This is a genomic window from Comamonas testosteroni TK102 (assembly GCF_000739375.1).
In the GTDB taxonomy this organism is placed as follows: Bacteria; Pseudomonadota; Gammaproteobacteria; order Burkholderiales; family Burkholderiaceae_C; genus Comamonas; species Comamonas brasiliensis.
On sequence record NZ_CP006704.1, the window covers coordinates 4,715,086 to 4,735,160 of the forward strand.

Consider the following 20,075-nt stretch of genomic DNA (forward strand, 5'->3'; position numbering starts at 1 on the left):
CCGATCAACCGTGTGTCATAACCGGCAAGAGCCAAGGAGCCTGAGATGATCCAACGACCCGACCATTTCACCATCGTCACCGACCAGTTGGAAGCCACCCGCGCCTTCTATGTGGACCTGCTGGGCATGCGCACAGGTCCAAGGCCTCCGTTCCCGGTGCCGGGACTGTGGCTTTATGTTCAGGACCGTCCCGTTCTGCACGTGGTGGAGGTGAATCAGATGCCCATGCCAAGGCGGGGTGCACTCGACCACATGGCGTATTGGGCAGAGGGGCTGACAGACACCATCGCCAGCTTGCGTTCGCACAGCGTAAACCTGCGTCTGATCCGTTCGCCAGGCGCCATCAGGACATGGCAGTTGTTTTTTAACGACCCGAACGGCATTGAAGTTGAACTGGATTTTTCGGAGACCGAAACGCCTCCCGAAGACTGGAGATCGCTCTCCGGCCGTGTGTCCTAAATCAAGCCTTCGTAGCTGCCGCCATCGATCTGGAGGTTCTGGCCGCTGATGTAGCCGGCCTGCGCCGAACACAAGAAGGCGCAGGCATCCGCCAGTTCTTCGGGTCGGCCAAAACGTCTGGCGGCGACCGGCTTGAGCAATTCGGCACGGGCCTGCTCAAGCGTGATATGCCGGCGCTGGGCCAGTTGCCCAGTCATGTACTGAATCCGGTCGGTCTCGATGCGTTCGGGCAGCAGGTTGTTGATGGTGACGTTGTCACGCACCACTTCGGTGGACATCGCTTTCGAGAAGGCTGTCAGGCCCGCGCGCGAGGCGGTTGAAAGACCGAGCATCAATTTGGGGGACTTCACCATCGCCGAGGTGATGTTGACGATGCGCCCGAAGCGGCGCTCTCTCATCCCGGGTACCACCGCCTGGATCAGTAGAATGCCACTCAGCATATTGCTCTCGACGGCCGCGATCCAGGTGGCGTGGTCCCATTGCCCGGCTTCGCCTGGCGCCGGGCCGCCATTGTTGGTCACCAGGATGTCGGGGGCGGGACAGGCGGCCAGCAGCGCAGCCCGCCCCGCATCGGTGCCGACATCCGCCACGACGGCGACCGGAGGCCGCCCCGACGCCGCCGCGATCTCCGCAGCGGCCGCATGCAGCGCCTGCGCATTGCGGCCATTGATGACCACCATGCAACCTTCGCGCGCGAGCGCCAGGGCGCAGGCCTTCCCGAGTCCTCTCGAAGAAGCGCAAATAATGGCCTGGCGGCCAGCGATACCCAGATCCATGGGACACTGCCTATTCGAGCTTGCCCATGCGCCGAACCGCCTGATTCAGGCGTGCAGCATCTTGATCCCAGAATGTCCGGAACTCGTCCGCGTCGAGGTAGGCGGGACTCCCCTCCGCCCTGAGCAGCGCCTGTTTGAATTCGGAGTTCTCGGCGGCGATGCGAAACGCGGATTGCAGCCGCTCCATCACGTTCGGCGGCGTGTCAAAGGGGACGAAGGCCCCCGTCCAGGGCAGCACGCCCACATTCAGCCCCGAGGCCCCGGTGCTTGGAGCGAAAGGGAACTGTGGCCACGCCTCAGCCCCCACGGTGGCCAGGATGCGCAGCTTGCCCACCCGGACATGGGACGCGATCGAGGAACGCGGCAGCATCGTGAAATCGACCTGGCCGCCAAGCAGTCCCACCATCAGAGGCGCACCTCCCGCATAGGGAATGTGGTTGAACTTGAGCTGGGCTTCATGGGCGAAGATCTCCACCGGCATGTGCACGGTGCCATAGTTCCCGGACGAGCCGTAGCTCATCTCGCTGGGCCTCGTGCGCGCACGGCCAATCAGGTCGCTCAAGGTTTTCAAAGGGCTATCGGCCCGCACGACGATAGCCAACGGATCGGTGCTGATGCGCGCCACCGGCTTGAGTTGGCTCAGGAGGAATGCCGGCTTTTGCTGGTTGACTCGCGCTTGCTCAGGCAAGGTTGACAAGCTCGACAGCGTGAAGAGGATCGAATAGCCGTCAGGCTTGGCGCCGGCGACGGCAGCCGCGCCTATCGCACCGGCCGCGCCCGCGCGGTTCTGAACCACCACGGGCTGGCCAAGCGCCCCCTCCAGCGACGGCGCGAGCTGCCGCGCCACGCTGTCGGCAAGGCCTCCGGGCGGAAAAGGCACTATCAGGTTCACGGGCCGGCTCGGAAAGACATCCTGGGCAGCGAGAAGATTGGAAGCGATGCCGGCAGCACCCGCGAGCAGCCAGCGTCGGCGAGTCATCTGGAGCGCATTTTTCATGAGAGCGGCTTCAGTCCCAGACCACATGCACTTCATGGGGGCCGCGCAACTGGGCACCGGAGATCCGGGGAGCGGGCTTTGCGGGGTCCAGGCGCAGGTTGGGCAACAGATCCAGCACGGCATTGAGCGCCACCTGCATCTCGGTCTTTGCGATGAACTGACCAATGCACATGTGCGGGCCGAAACCGAACCCAAACGAGGGCTTTGCCTTGCGATCAATGTCGAACCGGTCGGCATGCTCGAACGTCTCCTCATCACGATTGGCCGACATCACGATCGCCTGCACCATCGCACCCTTGGGGATGTGCACACCGTCGATCTCCAGATCCTTGGCTGCCTGGCGTACCTTGAATGTCGCGACGGGCTCGTATCGCACCGTTTCGTCGATCGCCTTGCCAACCAGTGCGCGATCATTGCGCACGCGATCCAACAGTTCAGGCCGCTCCAACAGCAATACCAGCAGCGAACCGAACGTGCGGGTGGTGGTCTCGCCAGCGGCCGGCAGCAGCGAGCGCACGAACGTCGTGATCTCATGGTCGTTCAACTGGCGGCCTTCGTACTCGGCGCGAATCAGCCTGCTGATCAGATCCTCCCCCGTCGCGCCTTCGGCCCGCACTTGAACCACCGCTTCCATGACTGCGTCATAGAGCATCCTGGCGGCCTCCATGGCCGCCTCGCGCGCCCGGACAGCCTTTTCCGGATCGACCTGGGGCCCCGCGAGGATGGCCAGGGCCCAGGCCGCAACCTGGTTGATGCGTTGCGGATCATTTTCCGGAAAACCGATCAATGAATAGATCAGGCGGATGGGAAAGTGCAGCGCGAAGTCCATCAGGTCTGCGCGCTTGCTGGCTGCCAAAGGCAGCAGATATTCATTGCGAATGATGGCGTCCATCTTCGGCTTCCACCGGTTGACCACATCGGGCATGAACACCGGCTGCAGCAGCGCCCGCGCCCGGCGGTGTTCCTCCCCGTCCATTCCGGTCAGGATCAAGCCGTCAAAAAACGCGCCCAGGCCTTCCGCGATGAAGCCGCTGGTGAACCGAGTCGCATCCCGAATCACTGCCATCACGTCGCGGTACTTGAAGACAGTGAACGTCGGGCGGTTCGCATCTTGTCCCGCGATATTGGGCACACCTAGCCCGGCCATGAAGTTTTCCGCCACCACGGGGGAATCCCGGCGCATGGCAGCGTAGACCGCATGGAGATCAACGTCGGAGCCACGGTAGTTGTCCGCGACACCCGCGAATGCCCGTTCAAGGGATGAGGCGCTGGTGCTGGTGCTGGTGCTGGTCATCGCAGATCTCCTTCGCAACCCTTGCATGGTGCTCGAATATTTTAGACATTTTTCCAGATTGTGCATCACTTAACACAGATCAATTAGCTCACAAACCCGAAAATGTACATAGTAAACACCTATGTCACTTCGAAGTGTATATGAGCACAATAAGCAAAAATGTTCAATTTTTCTATGAGCAACCACGCCCCAATACCGCCTCTTGCTGGGGCCCGTCATCCAAAGAGCCAAGGAGTCGGCGCAAGCACGGACCGCGTGGCCGGGGCGGCGATGCGGGTTGACAAAACCCTCTCAGATGGCAGGCACCTCGGTGAGTGCGCTGTAGGCCGCCCGATCGCGGACGCGCATCTGTCTCCGATCGAACCCACAGTGGATCAACATTCCTTGGGCGATCACCGCCGCCGCGTGGCACGTGAGCGGCGCGAGCGCATGCGCGAGCGCCTGATTGCAGCAACCATGGACGCTTATCGCAAGAGCGCGGGAAAGCGCCGCCCCGTGATCGATGACGTGATCCGTGCGGCCGATGTCTCCCGCGGCACTTTCTATAAATACTTCGACACGCTGGACGAAGTTCTTACGGAGATCGGACGCACCACAGCGAGCGAAATGCTGCAGAGTTTCGAACGCCTGTTCGAACCCCTTGGATGACGGGGCAGTGATGCTCGCCACGGGCCCGTTGATGGCGCTCGCCCGTGCGGCAATGGACCCTGCCCACGGCGCCATTGTTTCGCATGCGGACTTGGTCGACCGCATCAACGGCGACGATCCGCGCCGCCAATTGGCTTTCCGCAGTCTGAACTATGGGCGCGAGCAAGGCGTCTTCCAGTTCGACTCGATCGAGGCCGCCTTCGATCTGGTGATAGGCACCAGTGTCGAAGGCGCTCGGCGCATCTCCCGTACAGGACAGCTCAACGGGGCCTGCATCCGCGAGACCGTGGTCATGATCCTGCTCGGCCTGGGCATGAAGCTCCCGGCGGCCCGGATCGCCGTGGCCATCGCTTGGCAGCGGCTCCAGGATGCGTCCGAACACCTGCACTGGTGGAAGCCAGTCACTCCCGTCTAAGCCCGACCTCTTCTTCTCCAGGAATCTGTATGAGCACCACACCTCTCTATGACGCCATCGTCATCGGCGCAGGCCACAACGGGCTGGCCAGCGGCTGCTATCTCGCCGCAGAGGGCCGCAAGGTCATCGTCGTCGAATCCCTCGGCAAGGTCGGCGGCATGGCCTCCTCCGGCTATCTAATACCCGAAGCCCCGAATCATCTGGTGCACCCCTGCGCCCTCGATCTGATGTCTTTGCGAGTGCACCCCATGATGCCGCAGGAGCTCCAACTGGAGCGCCACGGCTTTCGCCAGACCGAAATGGAGCCTGGCTATGTCTATCTGCATCCGGATGGCAACTCACTCGTATTCGGCCGCAGCGCGGAGCAGACCGCCGCTGAGATCCGCCGTTTCAGCGCGGCGGACGCCGCGGAGTTCCTGGCCCTCATGCAACTGGTAAACACCTTCATCGACCTGGCGATTCCCATGATGCGGGTGGATCCCGCGCAGATGAACCTGGGAGCGAAATGGCAGGCACTCAAGGTACTGATCAAGAACCGGCACCTCAGGCCAGAACTGATGGGCTTGATGAAAAGCCCCGCTTATACCTCCATCATGGAACGGTTCGAGCACCCGGTCACGCAATCCGCCCTGTGCTGCCTGTTGGGTGCCGCCGGACCCATCACAGGCGAGGGTACCGGTGTTTATTTCGCGCTGCTGGGTTTCATCCAGCGCTTCGGCCTGGGCCGTGCCGTGGGAGGCATGCAGACTCTGTCTGACGCCCTGGCGGCCCGCCTGACGGAACTGGGGGGCGAGATCCGGCTCAACGCTCCGGCCGCCGAGATCATGGCCCGTGACGGGCGAACCCAGGGCGTCCGGCTTGCCAGCGGCGAAGTGCTCGAATCACGCAGTGTTATCGCGGCGGTGCACCCCAAGGTGGCCCTGAATATGGTGACACCTGGCGCCATAGAACGCCGCTACCTGACGCGGGTCGATCTGGCGCCAGCCAATGCCCACGGCGGCTCGCCCATGAAGATCGACGTCGCGCTCCGCGGCCAGGTTCGCGCCAGCCGTCACGAAGCCTTGCGCGCAGACGGGCTGAGTCTTCGCAAGAGCGTGCTGCTGATCGGCACCGTGGAAGCAGTGCTCGACAACTTCAAATGCGCAGCGCGCGGCGAAGTTTCCCGACTGCCCTATCTGTGGGCCACGGCACCGAGCGCCGTGGATCCTACGCAGGCCCCCGAGGGCCAGGACATCGCCTACTTGTATCCGATCGCCATGCCCCTCGAACCACGCGAAGGATGGGATGCCATCCGTGCCCCGGTGACACAAATGGTCATCGACCAAACGGACGCGTACCTGCCTGGGCTCAAGGCACAGGAGATTGGCCGCCGCGCTGAAGCGGCACCCGACTTCGCCAGCCGGCTGAATGTTCCCAACGGCTGCGTGGTGCACATCGACACGGGAGCCTCGCGCACGGGGCTCATGCGGCCGGCCTTCGGGCTGGGCGGCGACACGTTGCCGGTGAAGGGGCTGTTCTTCGGCGGCGCCGGCATCCATCCCGGCGGCGGCATCAATGGGCTGCCGGGCCGCATAGCCGCTGGCCGCGTGAAACGCTATCTGAAGTAAGTCTATCCACCATCCCATATCCATCCCTCAAGGAGACGCTCCATGAATACCACGCCCAAAACCACCACCGAGAACGCCCAGAAGCTCGAAGCGGCCTATGCCAGCGTGTCCGACCTCTACCGCGGCAAGACGGACGACCTCTATGCCGCTTGCCGCGAGATGCGCAAGACCACGCGCGTCTATGAAGGCGACTTCATCGCCAAGTTCCTCGGGGTTCCGACCAATGCCGGGCTGCAGACCCGGCCGACCTATGCAGTGTTCCAGTACCAGGACGTGATGAACGTGCTCAAGGACGCCAATACATTCACCAGCGGATTCATCCTCGAAGGCATGGGCAAGGTGTGGGACGGTCTGATGATCCTGGGCATGGACGGCGAGGCCCACCGCAAGGTGCGCGCCCTGCTGCAGCCGGCCTTCATGCCCGAGAACGTCAACAAGTGGCGCCCGAAGATCGATCGGGTCGTGCGTGAGGATTTCATCACGCCTTTGCTGCCCAACAAGAAAGCCGACCTCATGGAAATGGGCTTGAACTTTCCGGTGCGTGCCATGTATGCCCTCGTGGGCTTTCCGGAAGACAACCCCGACCAGTACAACCAATACGCGGTCTGGGCACTGTCGATGCTGGCGGCGAACCAGCTTGACAAGGCCAAGGCCGAGGAAGGTCGCCGGATCGCCGCCATTGCGGTCAAGAGCCTGTACGACGCACTCATGGAGCAGGTCAAGCGGCGCCGCGCCGAGGGTGCCACGGGCGATGACCTGATCACCCGCCTGATGAACGCCGAATACGAGGGCCACAAGCTCGACGATCACGAGGTCGCGACCTTCGCCCGCTCGCTGCTGCCCGCTGCCGGCGAGACCACCACGCGAACCTTCAGTGCGGCGATGACGTTCCTGCTGACCATTCCCGGCCTGCTGGACCGCGTGCGCAACGACCGCAATCTGGTGCCCAAGCTGATCGACGAAGCCGTGCGTTTCGAGCCCTCCTCCACGTTCAAGGTTCGCGAGACCTCCGCAGACGTACAGATCGGTGACGTGACGATCCCCAAAGGCTCCTTCGTCCAGTGCATGGTCGCATCGGCCAACCGTGACGAAAGCGCCTTCGAGAATCCCGACGTGTTCGACATTGATCGCCGCCAGAAGCCGTCGTTCGGCTTTGGCTTCGGCCCGCACATGTGCATTGGCCAGTTCGTGGCCAAGCTCGAATTGAACTGTGCGATCAACGGGATTCTGGACCTCATGCCCAACGTTCGGCTTGACCCCGAGCAACCCGCACCGCTCATCGAAGGCGCTCACCTGCGCGGCGCCAAAAACGTGCACGTCATCTGGGATTGATCACAAAGAGCCATCCGATCATGCGAAACTTCGACACGGTTCCCGCACGCGCCGACTTCGGCTACCAATGCTTGGTCAGCCCGCAAAAGGTCAGCGGCGCCAAGCTGGCCGACCTGCGTGACCACTTCGGTCTCAAACTCACCAAGCACATGCCCTTTGGCAGTGTGCGCGACGATGAGGGCCACATTTACTCGGTGGTGCGCGCCCTCAATGCGCCGGGCAGCACGCCCAACCCCACCAAGTTCATCTTCCAGAGCACCCGTCTGGACGGCCAGAACATCCGCATCGACAAGGAAAAGATCGCCCCGAGGGCACTCACCATGTTTCCCGCACGCGGACTCGACGGCGACACTGCCTGGTGGTCCAGCCATCCGGAGGATCCCGGGCAACCTTGGCGGCTGACCGCCTCCGGCACCGGGTTCAGTTGGCAGGAAGAGGGTTTGTTCGACCTTACCGGCCGGCTCATCGGCAATGGCATGCAGTGGTACCTGCCTGGGGTGGATTGGGGTACCTTCTACGTCGCACAGATCTACGACGTGCAGGGCACCTGCGAAGGCAGAAGCGTCAAGGGCATGATCTCGCTAGACCAGGCCTGGATGGCCGAAGGCGGCTCCATCCACATGCACAAGGACTTGGTGGTCAACAACAAGATGCACGTCATCTGGTGGAACTTTGCCACGATCTACAAGGACGGCACCTGGGATGTCGGCTCTTTTCTGGTCGGCCACGACAAGCTGGGCTACGCCATTGTCCAGAACGAAAAAGGCGAAGTTCGCTGCACCACGGATATCGAAGGCAAGGTGCGCCACGAAAAGGACGGCTGGTTTGCCGAGGACGCGCGCATCGTGCTGGAAGGCAAGGAGGAGTGGGAGTTCCTGCCCGATCCCAAAGGCCGGATGCTCGACTTCGTAGGCGGCTTTCCCGTCACGGCCCAGCAGGAAGGGCGCTGGCGCCGGGTGGGCGATACGCGCGAGCCCGACCGCTGGATGGCCTGGGGCGAAAGCGACAAGCGCAATGGCACGGCACGCAACGTCCGTGGCACCGAAATCTGAACTGGAGACCCTGACATGGACAAAACCACCATCGAACACTTCCTGCACGCCCAGGTGCGAGCGTGGAACGCCGGCGACAAGGAAGGCTTCTTCGCGGCCTACCGTTCGGTAGCGCCCGAGGGCCTGCAGATCGAGTATGTCGGTCGAGGTCCTGCGGCCGAGGGCTGGACGATCCTGGAGGGCATGTGGGCACAGCAAAACTCCAAGATCGAGATCGAAGAAGTGGCACTGATCATCAATGGGAGCGAGGTCGCATGCCACAACAGGAACAAGGTGCGAGGCAATTCGCTGGCCATCGAGACCATTGAGCTGTACCACTTCGACAATGGCCGACTGACCGTACGCTATTTCATTCACCAGCCGTGAAGCAGCAAAAGATGCCCTGCGCCCGACCGAAAGCATTGGCAAACGCGCTCCGCAGCTCTGCCACCATCGCTGAACGAGCAACTCCAAAGCCGGTACTTGAGCCCGTGCGAGGCAGACCGTTGGCTGCGCGTGACGGTTACCCGCTGAGCCTGTAGCGAAAACACTCTGCCGAAACTGCAGATCCCGAAACTCATTGCGGCCCCATCCTGTTTCCATGGGTTGCCGACATGAGTCCCGCCACCACAGAGACAAACCACCATGCATCAGATCCCTTCAGAACAGATCGAGCGCTTCATGAGCGGCCAGGTTCGCTGCTGGAACAACCACGACAAGGCCGGCCTGCTAGCGCTGTACCGCGAGGCGGCTCCCGACCTGCTGGACATCGAATACGTAGGTCGGACGGAGCAGGCCGACGGCTGGCTCGTCATCGAAGAGATGTACGACAAGCACAACCACCAATTTCGGCTGGAAGTCGTCAGCACCATCATCAATGGCTGCGAGGCCGCCGTGCACCACCGCAATTGCATCGTTGGCACGAACCAGGTGATCGAAAGCATAGAGACCTACCGGTTCGGCCCTGGCAGCCTCCAAGTACGCTACTTCCTCAAGCCTCCGCAGGACGCCAGCGTGAGCCTGGAGCAGTTCCGCGGCTTCGCCCCCACGCAACCACAGGACACACCATGACCAAGCCGTCGCTCCCCGGCCCGCATGAAGGCCGCTTCAAGGACCAGGTCGCCATCGTCACGGGCGGTGCTTCCGGCATCGGCGAAGCCACCTGTCGTCGCCTCGTCGCCGAAGGCGCCACCGTAGTCGTGGCCGACGTCAACGCCGAACGGGCCGCGGCACTGGCCTCGGAGCTGGGCTCCCAGGCCAATGCACAGGTGTTCGACGCTGCGGACGTGCGCAGCATCGAGCGGCTCATCCAGGACACGATTCACCGGTTCGGGCGCCTGGATGTGCTGCACAACAACGCTGCACTGAGTTCTCCGGCCATTCACGCCAAAGACAGGAATGCCATCGACATCGAGTTCGAGGTCTGGGATCAGATCATGGCCGTGAACTTGCGCGGCTACCTGGCTGGCTGCAAGTATGCATTGCCGACGATGATTGCCCAAGGCGGCGGGGCGATCGTGAACACCGCGTCGACCGGCGGTTTCGCGGGCGACATCACGCGCATGGCCTACAGCGTGTCGAAGGCGGCCATCATCGGACTGACCCGCCAGATTGCCACGCACCACGGCGCCCAGGGCGTGCGCTGCAATGCCGTCGCACCTGGCCTAGTGCTGACGCCTGGCACGCGGGGCGCGGCAGCAAGCGTGATCGACGTGATGCAGCGCCACCTGCTGGTGCCTGAGTTCGGCGAGCCCGAGGATATCGCCGCGCTGGTGTGCTTCCTGGCTTCGGGCGAGGCGCGCTACATCAACGGGCAGACGTACATCGCCGACGGCGGGATGCTGGCCCACAACCCAACCATGGCCGATCTCGTCGACATGGCTCGCAAGCCGAAGTCCCTCTGAACCGCATGAAACTCTCACGTTGCGTCCTGCACAGGACCGTGGCTGCCCCGGCCTGATGCCACACGCTCCCGATTCGCTGCTCGCACCTTTCCGAGGAGCCGGCTTTCGATACTTGTGGTTGGCTTGGCTGTCCGGCAACATGACCATGTGGATGCACGAGGTGACTGCCGCATGGCGCATGGCCCAGCTCACCGATAGTCCTGCATGGGTGGCCTGGGTGCAGACGGCCGGCACCCTGCCGCTGTTTGTGCTGGGCTTGGCCAGCGGTGCTCTGGCCGACCTGCTCAATCGCCGGCGCTTTCTGGCCGTGGCGCAAGCCTGGATCGCCGTAGTGGCGGCCGTGCTCGCGATCCTGGCGGCCACCGATGCCCTGGCCCCGCGAACGCTCCTGCTGCTGTGCCTGCTCAACGGTGCCGGACTGGCGTTCCGGTTCCCGGTGTTTTCGGCCCTGGTGCCGGATCTGGTGGAGCGGCACCTGCTGGCCTCGGCCTTGACCCTCAATGCCTTGGCCATCAATCTGACACGAGTACTGGGTCCGGTCGTCGCGGGCATCGTCCTGGCCTGGCAGGGAACGGCGATGGTGTTCGCGCTCAACGCCGTACTGTCCATATTGGCCGGCGTGCTGATCTGGCGCGCGCCCATTGCCCCTCACGCGCCCCCCGCCGAACGCACTCGCTTGCTTCAGGCCATACGCGACGGCGTGGGCCATGCCCGAACCTCTCCCATACTGCGGGCGGTGCTGTTCCGCGCTTTCGTGTTCTTCGCCCAGGCCGTGGCGCTGGTTGCCTTGTTGCCTCTGGTCGCCAAGGACATCGGCGCCAACGAAACCACCTACACCGCCCTGCTGGCCGCCATGGGCGCGGGGGCCGTGCTCGCCGCCATGGCTCTCCCCCGCCTCCCCGCCCTGGCAGCGCGCAACCGGATCGTCGATGCGGGCGTGTGGCTACACACACTGGCAACCCTGGGCGCTGTCTGGGCGCCCAGCGCGTGGACCCTCGCGCCAGCACTCGCCCTGTCGGGCGCGGTCTGGCTGTGTGTGGCCAACACACTCACCATGTGCGCGCAATTGGCTTTGCCGGCCGCCTTGCGCGCCAGGGGCATGGCGATCTATCAGATGAGCATCATGGGCGGCAGCGCAACAGGGGCTATCTTTTGGGGCGTCGTCGCAGAACACACCTCGGTAGGTGCATCCCTGGCGGTCTCAGCGGTCGCCAGCCTGCTCCTACTGCTGTGGACCCGTGGCGCCAGCTTGGACGAACCTGCCCATCAGTGAGGCCGGGGAACAAGGGCGTCGGCGGACACGCCATCCTTGAATCCAAATACTTCCACGCCGACCGCCTCGCAGTCGGGGTAAACATCGGGTTTCTCGGTCGAGACGCGAGCTGCAAGTACCTGAGGATGGGCGAGCAGCGTGCGCAGCAGATCATCCGCCAGCGTCTCCTGCAACTGGATATGCCCGCGGCTCACGCGCTCCCGAACCACTTCACGCACGAAATCGTAATCCACCACCTCCCTCAGATCGTCATCCACCGGAGTACTGCACACCAGGGGAACGTACAGATCCACATTGATGCGCACACGCTGCGGATGCCCCTGCTCGAAGGCATGCGCTCCAATGTTGATGTCCACCACATGGTTGCGCAGGAAAAGGCGGCGACACCGCGCCAATGCAGGAGTCAGAAAGGCATCGGACATTTCATCGGACTCCCATCTCGCGCGCCAGGAACATCACGTCGCGCGGCTGGCGAGTCAGATGCTGGCCTCCGTCGACAAGGATGGTGGAGCCAGTCGAAGCCGGAAACGTCAGCAGGAAACGCACCGCGTCGGCGATATCCTCCGGCGAGGAGCTTCGCCCCAATGGATTGAGCCGCCGGCCCAACTCGAACTCCTGCTCGCTCATCGGTCCAGACAGCAGGGCAAGCCCCGGGGCCACTCCTCCTACGCGCAGGCGCGGCGCCATCGCCATGGCCAACATCTTTGTGGCGGCTTCCAACGCCGCCTTGGATAGGGTGTAGGAAAAATAGTCAGGGTTTGGGTTCCACAGCTTCTGATCGAGCAGATTCACCACACACCCTGTCCTCCCGGTATTCTGCAGATGCTGGTACAAGGCCTGCGCCAGTAAGATGGCGGGCGCGGTGTTGGCCTTCCAGTGCAGTTCCATCGCCGCCAATCCGCAGGTCTCAGCGTTGTCGTACTCAAAAACGGATGCATTGTTCACCACAGCATCGATGCGGCCGAACCGTCTCACCACCTCTGGCACCAGCGCTTGGCAACCGGCCTCATCGCTCAAGTCGGCGTAGAGTGCTTCCGCTTGTCCTTCGCCGCGGCGCAGTTCCCCGAGCGTGTCCTGCGCTTCTTCCGACGAGTGCCGGTAGGTGATCGCCACGTTCCATCCAGCCGCAGCCAGATCAAGCGCGATCACGCGTCCAATGCGGCGAGCACCGCCGGTAACAAGCACAACAGAACGGGGCATCGGTTCAGGCTCTCGACAAAAAATACCAGATAGAAAAGCGGCAGGCCGCCGTACCGCAGCTCAGCAATCCAGCGCCAAGGCCCGGCGCCGCGCTGGGCGATCAGCACGAACCAGATAGGCGTCGATGATCGGGCAGCCGCCCAGAAGGGGACGTGCCGTCTCGAACAAGCTCATGAACAGGATGTCCGCAGCGGTGAAACGCTGGCCGAGCAGGTAGGGGCCGCGCGCCAGCGTGTGCCGGATGTGCTGCATCATGGATTGATTCAGGCCGCACATCGCGGGATCCTGCGCCAGCAGGCCCTTCCCCTCCATGTAGACCAGGGGCTCAGTCAACCCCACCTGATAGAAGAGCCAGGTGAGATAGGCTCCGCGCAATGCATGCCCCCCCGGCACACCCACTTCGGCCTCGGGATGTAGATCGGTCAGGTAAAGCGCAATGGCTGCCGTCTCGGACACCAAATGGCCATCGTGCTCCAGCGCGGGCGTGAACCCATGCGGATGCGGATTGCGCGGATCAGCTTCGCTGCCATCGTTGCGGGGGTATTTCACCACCACAACCTCCCGCTCCGTGCCCAACTCCTCCAGCAGCCACAGAATGCGCGCCGAATTGGAGCCTGGTGCGTGGTAAAGCTTCAGCATCATGTGTCCTTGTAGCGAGATAGGTAAAGTGATCGGCGCCTGAACAAGACAGCGTCATCGCCCTTTTTTCAGTGGTGCCTGGCCTGGGCCGGCAACCCGAAAGCCGCCCAGGCACCTACAGAGAGCGCCGCACCGGTCATCCAGAACACCGGGGCGACACCCAGCGCGGCGCCGGCGGCGCCAAAACCCAAAGGCATGACCAATGTGGAGAAATGGATGACGGTGGACCGCAGCCCAAGAGCCTCTCCCTGACGCTCCGGCGGTGCAAAGGTGTGCAGGCTGGACATGACCGCGGGCTGGATGGCCCCCAATCCCAGGCCTATGGTGCCGGCGCAGGCCGCCATGGCCCACACGCTGTCCAACCAGGGATAGAGCAGGAAAACCGATGCCGTCAAGGCCAGCGCACCGGTCATCACCCACCGGGGTTGGAGGCGCTCCGCCAGAAGGGGGATCACCAGCCGCACGACCGCTGAGGTAACGGCGTAGCTGGCCAGTACAGTGCCGATAGCCGATGCGCTCAAGCCCCGCTCATGGCCCAGAATCGGCAAGGCAAAAGCGTGGGCATCCCAACAGACGGCAATCAGCCAATTGATAAAGAACAGCCGCCGAAGATCGCGATCACCCAGCAGATTCCAAGCTTTCGGGGGAGCCTCAGTCCGTCTCGCAGGCGCCCGAGGCGCCTCGGCTGGGACCCGTGTGGTGGCGAGCAGCGTCCCGAGAGGCAGCAGCGCCAGTCCGACGAAAGCCGCGCGGTAGCTCACATGGTCGATCAACATGCCCGCCAGGACTGGTCCAATGAAAGTTGCGATAGACGGCGCGAGTGCCACCCAACTGAAGATCCGCAGGCGTTCCGCCTCGCCCTGGGCCAGCCGGCCTGCCGTGCGCTGCAGTGAGATCATGCCTACAGCGGAGCCCGCCCCCACCAGGGCTGCAGCACTTCCCAGAGCCCAGGCATGGGACGCTGAAGCGGCAAGAGCGGCCCCCGCCAACGCCAGCAAGGCACCGATGCGCGTGCCCAGGTGGTACCCCCGGCGATCCACCAGACGCCCTGCAGGAATGGCAAGCACAAAGGGGAAGGCGGCAAACAGAGCCATCAGCAACCCGATCACGGCCGGCCCCTGCGCTTCGCTCACTGCCAGCAGAGGGACGGTCATGCGCATGCCATTGAGGCAGCCATGCAATCCGACCTGCGCAGCGACCAGCGTCAGCAGCGTCCATCCGAAACTGGAACTCCCTCTGCGTGCCATGGGATCAACCAAGGGCATCCTCGACAGCCGCGATCAGTCGAGCATCTTCGGGGGCGATGTCGGGAGCGAAGCGGACTACCACGGCGCCGTCACGGCCAATCAGGAATTTCTCGAAATTCCACATTACGTCGGCCTCTGCCGTGGGCAGCAGTTGATGCTTGGACAATGTGTCGCGCAGCCGCGGGTCGCCGGACGCCACAGCATGTGGCTGCGCAGCGATAAGAGCGGCATAGAGCGGGTGCCTGGGCTCACTGTTGATCCGCAACTTGGCAAAAAGCGGAAAGCTCACGCGGTAGTTGGTGTCGCAGAAGTCACGGATCTCGTCCTCGCTTCCCGGCTCCTGGCCCGCGAAATCGTTACAGGGAAATCCCAGCACGTGCAGGCCACGGTCACGAAAGCGGTCATATAGGGACTGCAGGCCGGAATACTGCGGCGTCAGCCCGCATTGGGACGCCACGTTGACGACCAGCATCACCTGTCCCTTGAAGGGAGCGAGGCTCGTATCGGAGCCATTCAGGGTCTGAAGGGGAATGTCGAAGATCGATGTGCTCAAGGTGATACCTCCTGATAGGCTTGTTGGACCAAGGTCATGCGCCCGCCCGCCAGCATCAAAGCGCAGAACATCTGCAGTTCAACGGTCTCAGCGGTCGAAAAATGCTCTGCCAGCGCAACGAAGTGCCCTTCTCCAACGGCATGCGCATCGGTCGCGAACAGCTCGGCATATGCCAACGCGGCGCGCTCGGCAGGCGCGAAGTGGTCGCTATCGATCCGTTGGCAGTTCAGGGCCTCAAGGTCCTGCGCGTCCACACGATCGCTTTTGCGTGCCAATTGGCAGGCTTGGCATTGGGTGATGCTGGCGATGCGCAGCCGCACCAGTTCCCGCAGCCGCCCGTCCAGCACGCCATGGTTGTGGAACTGGTCCAGCAGCGCCAGCCATGCCAGCGCGGCCTGTGGCCGGTGGGCCCAGACCTGCACCGGCACGGTGGAACTGAGCATGCGTGTCTCGACGCCCCGCCGCACGGCCTGATCCAGCGGCTCAGGAAAATCGGCCAGCGGCACCAGCGGCAGGCGCGCCATGGTCACAGCCGCTCGATAAGGGTGGCAGTACCCATGCCGCCGGCGCAGCAGATCGCCTGCAGCGCGTAACGTCCGCCTCGGCGCTCCAGTTCGTGCAGCATCGTCGTCATGATGCGCGCTCCGCTCGCCCCCAAGGGATGCCCCAGCGCGATGGCACCGCCATTGACGTTCAAACGCTCGGAAGACACGCCCAGCTCTTTCATCCAGACCAGTGGAACCGAAGCAAACGCCTCGTTGATCTCGAAGAGGTCGATGTCGTCCAAGGTGAGTCCTGCCTGCGCCAGCACTTTGCGAGTGGCTGCGATCGGCCCGGTCAGCATCAGAGTGGGATCGGAACCCACCGTGGTCATAGCGAGAATGCGCGCGCGGGGCTTAAGGCCCAGCGACCGGGCCTTGGCAGAGGACATTAGCAGTAGACCCGCCGCCCCATCGGATATCTGCGAGGAGTTCCCGGCAGTCAGGCGCCCATCCGTTCGGAAGCTGGTTTTGAGGGTCGCCAGCTTTTCGACGGCTGTACCGGGGCGGATCGTTTCGTCCACGCAGAACAAGTGCGCCTCGCCCTCCACGCTCTTCTCGCGCACCTGCATCACCGGCACCGGCACGATTTCTCTCTCGAAATGACCGGCCGAGGCAGCCGCGCAAGCGCGCCGATGGCTTTCCGCAGCAAACGCATCGAGGTCGTCGCGGCTCAACTCCCATTGGTCGCACAGGCGCTCGGCCGCTTCACCCTGGCTCGTCATTTCATAGCGCTCAGCGACCATCCAGCCAAAGGCTTCCCCATGGATGCTTCGGTTGCTGCCCATGGGCACCCGGCTCATGTTCTCGGCACCGCCCGCCACGACCACCTCGGCCGACCCGAAAGCAATCAGGCCCACAGCCACGTGAACGGCCTCCTCCCCCGAGCCGCATTTACGATCGATCGTCAAGCCGGGAATCGTGCAGGGCCAGCCGGCCCCCAGCAGTGCCGTGCGCGCGATATTGGCCGACTGCTCGCCGACCTGGGTGACGCAGCCGAAGATGACGTCATCCACCAATTCTGGCTCAAGCCCCGAACGGGTGATGAGCTCGTCCAGGACGATGGCACCCAGGTGATCGGCGCGCACGGACGCCAGGCTGCCTTTGAATTTCCCGACGGGCGTGCGAACCGCGCCGACGATCACTACATCCGGGCGGCTCACAGCACGCTCGCTTTCAGACCGGAGCCAGGTATGCGCTGGCCTTTTACGTCGTACTGGTACACCCCCGCACCTGTCTTGCGCCCATGGCGGCCGGAGGCCACCATCTTGATGATCAGAGGACAGGGACGGAACTTGTCGCCCAGTGTCGAATGCAGGTAACGCAGCACCGACAGCCGGGTATCCCATCCGGTCAGGTCACCCAGTTCCAGGGGGCCCATCGGATGGTTGAAGCCCATGCGCAGCGCGGTGTCGATATCCTCGGCAGTGGCCACGCCCTCCTGCAGCATCCACATCGCTTCGTTGCCCAGCATGGCCGACATTCGGCTGGTGGTCAGGCCTGGGGATTCGTTGACGGTGATCGATATCTTGCCCAGCGCGTCGCTGTATTCACGGGTCTTTGCCACGGTCTCGTCGCTGGTGGCGATGCCGCGCACCAGCTCGACCAACTTCATCTTGTGCACCGGGTTGAAGAAGTGCATGCCCACCACCCGTTCAGGCTGGAGCACGGCCGTGGCAATCTCGGTCACGCTCAGTGCGGAGGTGTTCGTGGCGATGATGGCGTCGGGCAGCATGTGGGCCGCGGCCGTGGACACCACCTGCTTCTTCACCGCGATGTTCTCGGTGACGGTCTCGACCAGCAGTGCGGCCCCCGCGGATGCGGCAGCGAGATCGGCTTGCGTCGTGAGCCTGGATTTCGCTGCCTCGGCCACTGCCGCGTCGAGCTTGCCTAGGCGAACACCGTCGTCCAAGATCTTGGCCACGGCGGCGAGAGCCTTGGCGGCCGCGGCCTCGTTGCTATCCACCAGCACGGTGGTGAAACCGGAACTGGCGAAGGCATGGGCGATGCCGGTTCCCATCAGGCCGCCGCCGACGACGACCACTTTGTTTTGCGTAATGCTCATGTACTGTCTCTCCCTGATTGCTTATTGGGCCACCGTGACGATGTTGCGCAGCAGACCGATGCCCGGAATCTCGGCTTCCACCACATCACCGGGCTTGAGAAACTTGCCAGAACCCTGCCCCGTGCCAGCCGGTGAGCCTGTGAACATGACATCGCCGCTCTCGAAGCGCGAACGCTCGTCCACGAACTTCACCAGCTCCGCGACATCCCAGGTCATCTCGGCCGTGTCGCCGTCCTGGCGAATTTCCCCATTCACGCGCAGCAGCAGACGCAGCGACAGCTTGCCCTCGTGCGCAAATTCATCGCGCGTCACGATCCAGGGGCCGAGGCCCGTGGTCTGGTCGCCGCTCTTGGCCGCAAACAGATCCATTCCGACACCGGGGGGGGCCACTGCGCTGCAGATCGCGTGAGCTCACGTCGTTGCCCACGGTGTAGCCCAGCACGCTGGAGATCGGATCACCGCGGTTAACCACGTCGCCGATCACCGCCACGAGTTCCACCTCGTGGTCCAGCTCCTGGGTCAAGGGCGGATAGCGCAATGCATCGTGGGCCCCGATGAGCGCGCCGTAGGCCTTCAAGAAGGCAATGGGCTGGTTATGGCTCTTGATGCCGAAGTCGGCCGCAAGATGTTTGGCATAGTTGGCCCCAGCCACCACCACCCGGTTGGTTTTTTCGACCGGAGGCAAAAGCCTCACCGAATCGATAGCCCGCGCCGCGCCGCTGAACCGCAGTGCGGAAGCCCCTTCTCCGCGCGTGATTGCCGGCCCCCAATCAGGAACTCCACCCTCAATCGGGCGCAGCTCGCCGCGCTCGGTATCCACCAGCGCCCAAAACGGCGCCCCGCCATCGGAGCAGCGTGCGAACTTCATGCGGCAGCCTTCACTGCGGGCTTGCCCAGCTTGGCCGGATCCAGGTGCAGCAGCTCGCACGCATTCTTCCAGCGAATCTTCTGCAGATCGTCGTCCGACAGCCGCAGGCCATCGGTCAGATCGTGGCGAACGGCATCGCTGCCGCCGAAGTTGCTGCCATACAGAACGCGATCGGCACCGATGATGTCGACCAGCGCCTGGCGCATTGGTACCTCGTGCAGTTCCACGTCGAACCAGAAGTTCTTCAGATACTCCTCGACCGGCTTCTTGTTGAACGCGACGTCGAGATTGCGGTTGGTTTGAGCCAGGCGACCGAGCTGGTACGGGATATACCCGCCACCATGGGTGATGTAGACCTTGAGGTTTGGGAAGCGATCCAGAACGCCGCCATTGATCAGGTACCAGAAAAAGCGCGTTTCGTCGTAGTTCATGCCGACGATGGCCGTGGTTTCGTACTGGTCATGATCGGCCTGCATGCCCCAGGTGACCGACTGGTTGTAGCCGTGGATGAAGATCGGCAGATCGAGGTCGCACATCGTTTTCCAGACGACATCAAGCTGCGGAGAATCCGCCTCCAGCCCGCCGAAGTTCGCCCCGCCAGCGACCAGTCCCTTGGCGCCGAGCTCGGTACAGGCGCGGCGGATTTCCTTCGCCGCATCGTGCGGCGCATTCAGCGGCGCATGAGCCCAGAACATCAGGCGATCCGGCGCTGCCGAGCAGTAGTCGGCCAGGATGTCGTTGACCTTGGTGGCGAAGCGCACCGAGAACTCGGGATCGGCCCAGTACATGTAGCAGTGCGAAGGCACCGACAGCACCTGCGCATTCTGCCCCGCGGCATCCATGCCATTGAGGCGGCTCTTCGGATCCGCCCAGCGGGCCATGTATTCCTCGACGCTCGGCCCTTTTCCAGCGCGGACTGCGGCCTTGCGTTCGGGCGAACCCAGGCGCAGCACCCAGTGGCCAACGCGAAGCTTGACGTCGCCATCCGGGTGGCGTTCAAAGAACGGCCCCCAAAACGGATGCTGGTTGTAGTACCCCGGTAGCGGGGCATGGGCGTGGAGGTCGATCAGCATAGTGATTCTTTCAGGTTCAAGCACGGCCTCAAGGCCCGTGCAGATGTCGTTCGCGTGCTATTGAAGCAGTGACAACCGTCGAAAATCCGGCATGCGCTTGCACTGCATCAACGCAATATTAATCACAAAATGAAATTCTGTTCAAGTTATCGCAA

24 protein-coding genes are annotated in these 20,075 nt (G+C 63.2%); 10 read left to right on the top strand and 14 right to left on the bottom strand.

Annotated elements, in window-relative coordinates; all coding sequences use genetic code 11:
* Positions 1–45 precede the first annotated feature (45 nt).
* On the top strand, positions 46–459 hold the full coding sequence (locus tag O987_RS21290; protein ID WP_034379703.1) for a VOC family protein: 414 nt from the start codon (positions 46–48) through the stop codon (positions 457–459).
* On the opposite strand, the gene O987_RS21295 is transcribed toward O987_RS21290, so the two are convergent.
* From O987_RS21295 to O987_RS21305, 3 genes are read right to left on the bottom strand one after another with little or no spacing between them, the layout of a single operon-like run.
* Positions 456–1,235: an SDR family oxidoreductase gene (locus tag O987_RS21295; RefSeq protein ID WP_034379706.1), complete on the bottom strand. Its 780-nt coding sequence runs from the start codon at positions 1,233–1,235 to the stop codon at positions 456–458. The two genes, O987_RS21290 and O987_RS21295, sit on opposite strands and share 4 nt — an antisense overlap.
* Positions 1,236–1,245: 10 nt before the next feature.
* The gene (locus tag O987_RS21300) at positions 1,246–2,232 is read right to left on the bottom strand and encodes a Bug family tripartite tricarboxylate transporter substrate binding protein (RefSeq protein ID WP_051962233.1); all 987 of its coding nucleotides are present in this window, start codon (positions 2,230–2,232) and stop codon (positions 1,246–1,248) included.
* A 10-nt stretch (positions 2,233–2,242) separates the two neighbouring features.
* A complete protein-coding gene (locus O987_RS21305) occupies positions 2,243–3,526 on the bottom strand; it encodes a cytochrome P450 (RefSeq protein WP_043374642.1) in 1,284 nt (427 codons plus the stop codon).
* 369 nt (positions 3,527–3,895) lie between these two features.
* Here O987_RS21305 and O987_RS29115 point away from each other — a divergent pair, with 369 nt between their 5' ends.
* The 9 genes from O987_RS29115 to O987_RS21345 all read left to right on the top strand — a co-directional run bounded on the left by O987_RS29115 (position 3,896) and on the right by O987_RS21345 (position 11,736).
* Positions 3,896–4,174 carry a TetR/AcrR family transcriptional regulator gene (locus O987_RS29115; protein ID WP_158407683.1) on the top strand — a complete coding sequence of 93 codons (279 nt, stop codon included), beginning with the start codon at positions 3,896–3,898 and terminating at the stop codon, positions 4,172–4,174.
* A 52-nt stretch (positions 4,175–4,226) separates the two neighbouring features.
* Positions 4,227–4,589 (top strand): hypothetical protein, encoded by a 363-nt coding sequence (locus tag O987_RS27635; protein WP_051962236.1) that lies wholly within the window; start codon positions 4,227–4,229, stop codon positions 4,587–4,589.
* A 29-nt stretch (positions 4,590–4,618) separates the two neighbouring features.
* Positions 4,619–6,196: a phytoene desaturase family protein gene (locus tag O987_RS21315; RefSeq protein WP_034379709.1), complete on the top strand. Its 1,578-nt coding sequence runs from the start codon at positions 4,619–4,621 to the stop codon at positions 6,194–6,196.
* Positions 6,197–6,238: 42 nt separating this feature from the next.
* Complete coding sequence (locus O987_RS21320) at positions 6,239–7,528, top strand: cytochrome P450 (RefSeq protein ID WP_034379710.1); 1,290 nt, start codon at positions 6,239–6,241, stop codon at positions 7,526–7,528.
* Positions 7,529–7,548: 20 nt separating this feature from the next.
* Positions 7,549–8,580 (top strand): hypothetical protein, encoded by a 1,032-nt coding sequence (locus tag O987_RS21325; protein WP_034379712.1) that lies wholly within the window; start codon positions 7,549–7,551, stop codon positions 8,578–8,580.
* A 15-nt stretch (positions 8,581–8,595) separates the two neighbouring features.
* Complete coding sequence (locus O987_RS21330; protein ID WP_043374645.1) at positions 8,596–8,946, top strand: nuclear transport factor 2 family protein; 351 nt, start codon at positions 8,596–8,598, stop codon at positions 8,944–8,946.
* Positions 8,947–9,204: 258 nt separating this feature from the next.
* The gene (locus O987_RS21335) at positions 9,205–9,630 is read left to right on the top strand and encodes a nuclear transport factor 2 family protein (protein WP_187427973.1); all 426 of its coding nucleotides are present in this window, start codon (positions 9,205–9,207) and stop codon (positions 9,628–9,630) included.
* On the top strand, positions 9,627–10,463 hold the full coding sequence (locus O987_RS21340; RefSeq protein WP_051962237.1) for an SDR family NAD(P)-dependent oxidoreductase: 837 nt from the start codon (positions 9,627–9,629) through the stop codon (positions 10,461–10,463). Before O987_RS21335 ends, O987_RS21340 begins: the two co-directional genes overlap by 4 nt.
* A 55-nt stretch (positions 10,464–10,518) precedes the next feature.
* Entirely contained in the window at positions 10,519–11,736 is a 1,218-nt protein-coding gene (locus O987_RS21345) for an MFS transporter (RefSeq protein ID WP_255439729.1), read from the top strand.
* Here the strand turns inward: O987_RS21345 and O987_RS21350 are convergent.
* From O987_RS21350 to O987_RS21395, 11 genes are all read right to left on the bottom strand, one after another.
* Positions 11,730–12,158 carry a dihydroneopterin aldolase gene (locus O987_RS21350; RefSeq protein ID WP_034379716.1) on the bottom strand — a complete coding sequence of 143 codons (429 nt, stop codon included), beginning with the start codon at positions 12,156–12,158 and terminating at the stop codon, positions 11,730–11,732. The two genes, O987_RS21345 and O987_RS21350, sit on opposite strands and share 7 nt — an antisense overlap.
* A 1-nt stretch (position 12,159) precedes the next feature.
* Complete coding sequence (locus tag O987_RS21355) at positions 12,160–12,936, bottom strand: SDR family oxidoreductase (protein WP_051962239.1); 777 nt, start codon at positions 12,934–12,936, stop codon at positions 12,160–12,162.
* 60 nt (positions 12,937–12,996) lie between these two features.
* Entirely contained in the window at positions 12,997–13,578 is a 582-nt protein-coding gene (locus O987_RS21360) for a glutathione S-transferase family protein (RefSeq protein ID WP_080731574.1), read from the bottom strand.
* 65 nt (positions 13,579–13,643) lie between these two features.
* A complete protein-coding gene (locus O987_RS21365) occupies positions 13,644–14,822 on the bottom strand; it encodes an MFS transporter (RefSeq protein ID WP_051962240.1) in 1,179 nt (392 codons plus the stop codon).
* Positions 14,823–14,826: 4 nt separating this feature from the next.
* On the bottom strand, positions 14,827–15,375 hold the full coding sequence (locus O987_RS21370) for a glutathione peroxidase (RefSeq protein ID WP_034379720.1): 549 nt from the start codon (positions 15,373–15,375) through the stop codon (positions 14,827–14,829).
* Positions 15,372–15,899, bottom strand: coding sequence for a carboxymuconolactone decarboxylase family protein (locus tag O987_RS21375; protein WP_187427972.1), 528 nt, complete (start codon positions 15,897–15,899; stop codon positions 15,372–15,374). Before O987_RS21375 ends, O987_RS21370 begins: the two co-directional genes overlap by 4 nt.
* 2 nt (positions 15,900–15,901) lie before the next feature.
* Positions 15,902–17,077 (bottom strand): thiolase family protein, encoded by a 1,176-nt coding sequence (locus O987_RS21380; protein WP_034379722.1) that lies wholly within the window; start codon positions 17,075–17,077, stop codon positions 15,902–15,904.
* Positions 17,074–17,979, bottom strand: a complete 906-nt coding sequence (locus tag O987_RS21385) for a 3-hydroxyacyl-CoA dehydrogenase (RefSeq protein ID WP_034379723.1) — start codon at positions 17,977–17,979, stop codon at positions 17,074–17,076. Before O987_RS21385 ends, O987_RS21380 begins: the two co-directional genes overlap by 4 nt.
* A gap of 21 nt (positions 17,980–18,000) precedes the next feature.
* Entirely contained in the window at positions 18,001–18,348 is a 348-nt protein-coding gene (locus tag O987_RS29710) for a fumarylacetoacetate hydrolase family protein (protein ID WP_268746929.1), read from the bottom strand.
* Positions 18,278–18,847, bottom strand: a complete 570-nt coding sequence (locus O987_RS21390) for a fumarylacetoacetate hydrolase family protein (RefSeq protein ID WP_268746930.1) — start codon at positions 18,845–18,847, stop codon at positions 18,278–18,280. Before O987_RS21390 ends, O987_RS29710 begins: the two co-directional genes overlap by 71 nt.
* Positions 18,844–19,920 carry an amidohydrolase family protein gene (locus tag O987_RS21395; RefSeq protein WP_034379725.1) on the bottom strand — a complete coding sequence of 359 codons (1,077 nt, stop codon included), beginning with the start codon at positions 19,918–19,920 and terminating at the stop codon, positions 18,844–18,846. Before O987_RS21395 ends, O987_RS21390 begins: the two co-directional genes overlap by 4 nt.
* Between the last annotated feature and the right edge of the window lie 155 nt (positions 19,921–20,075).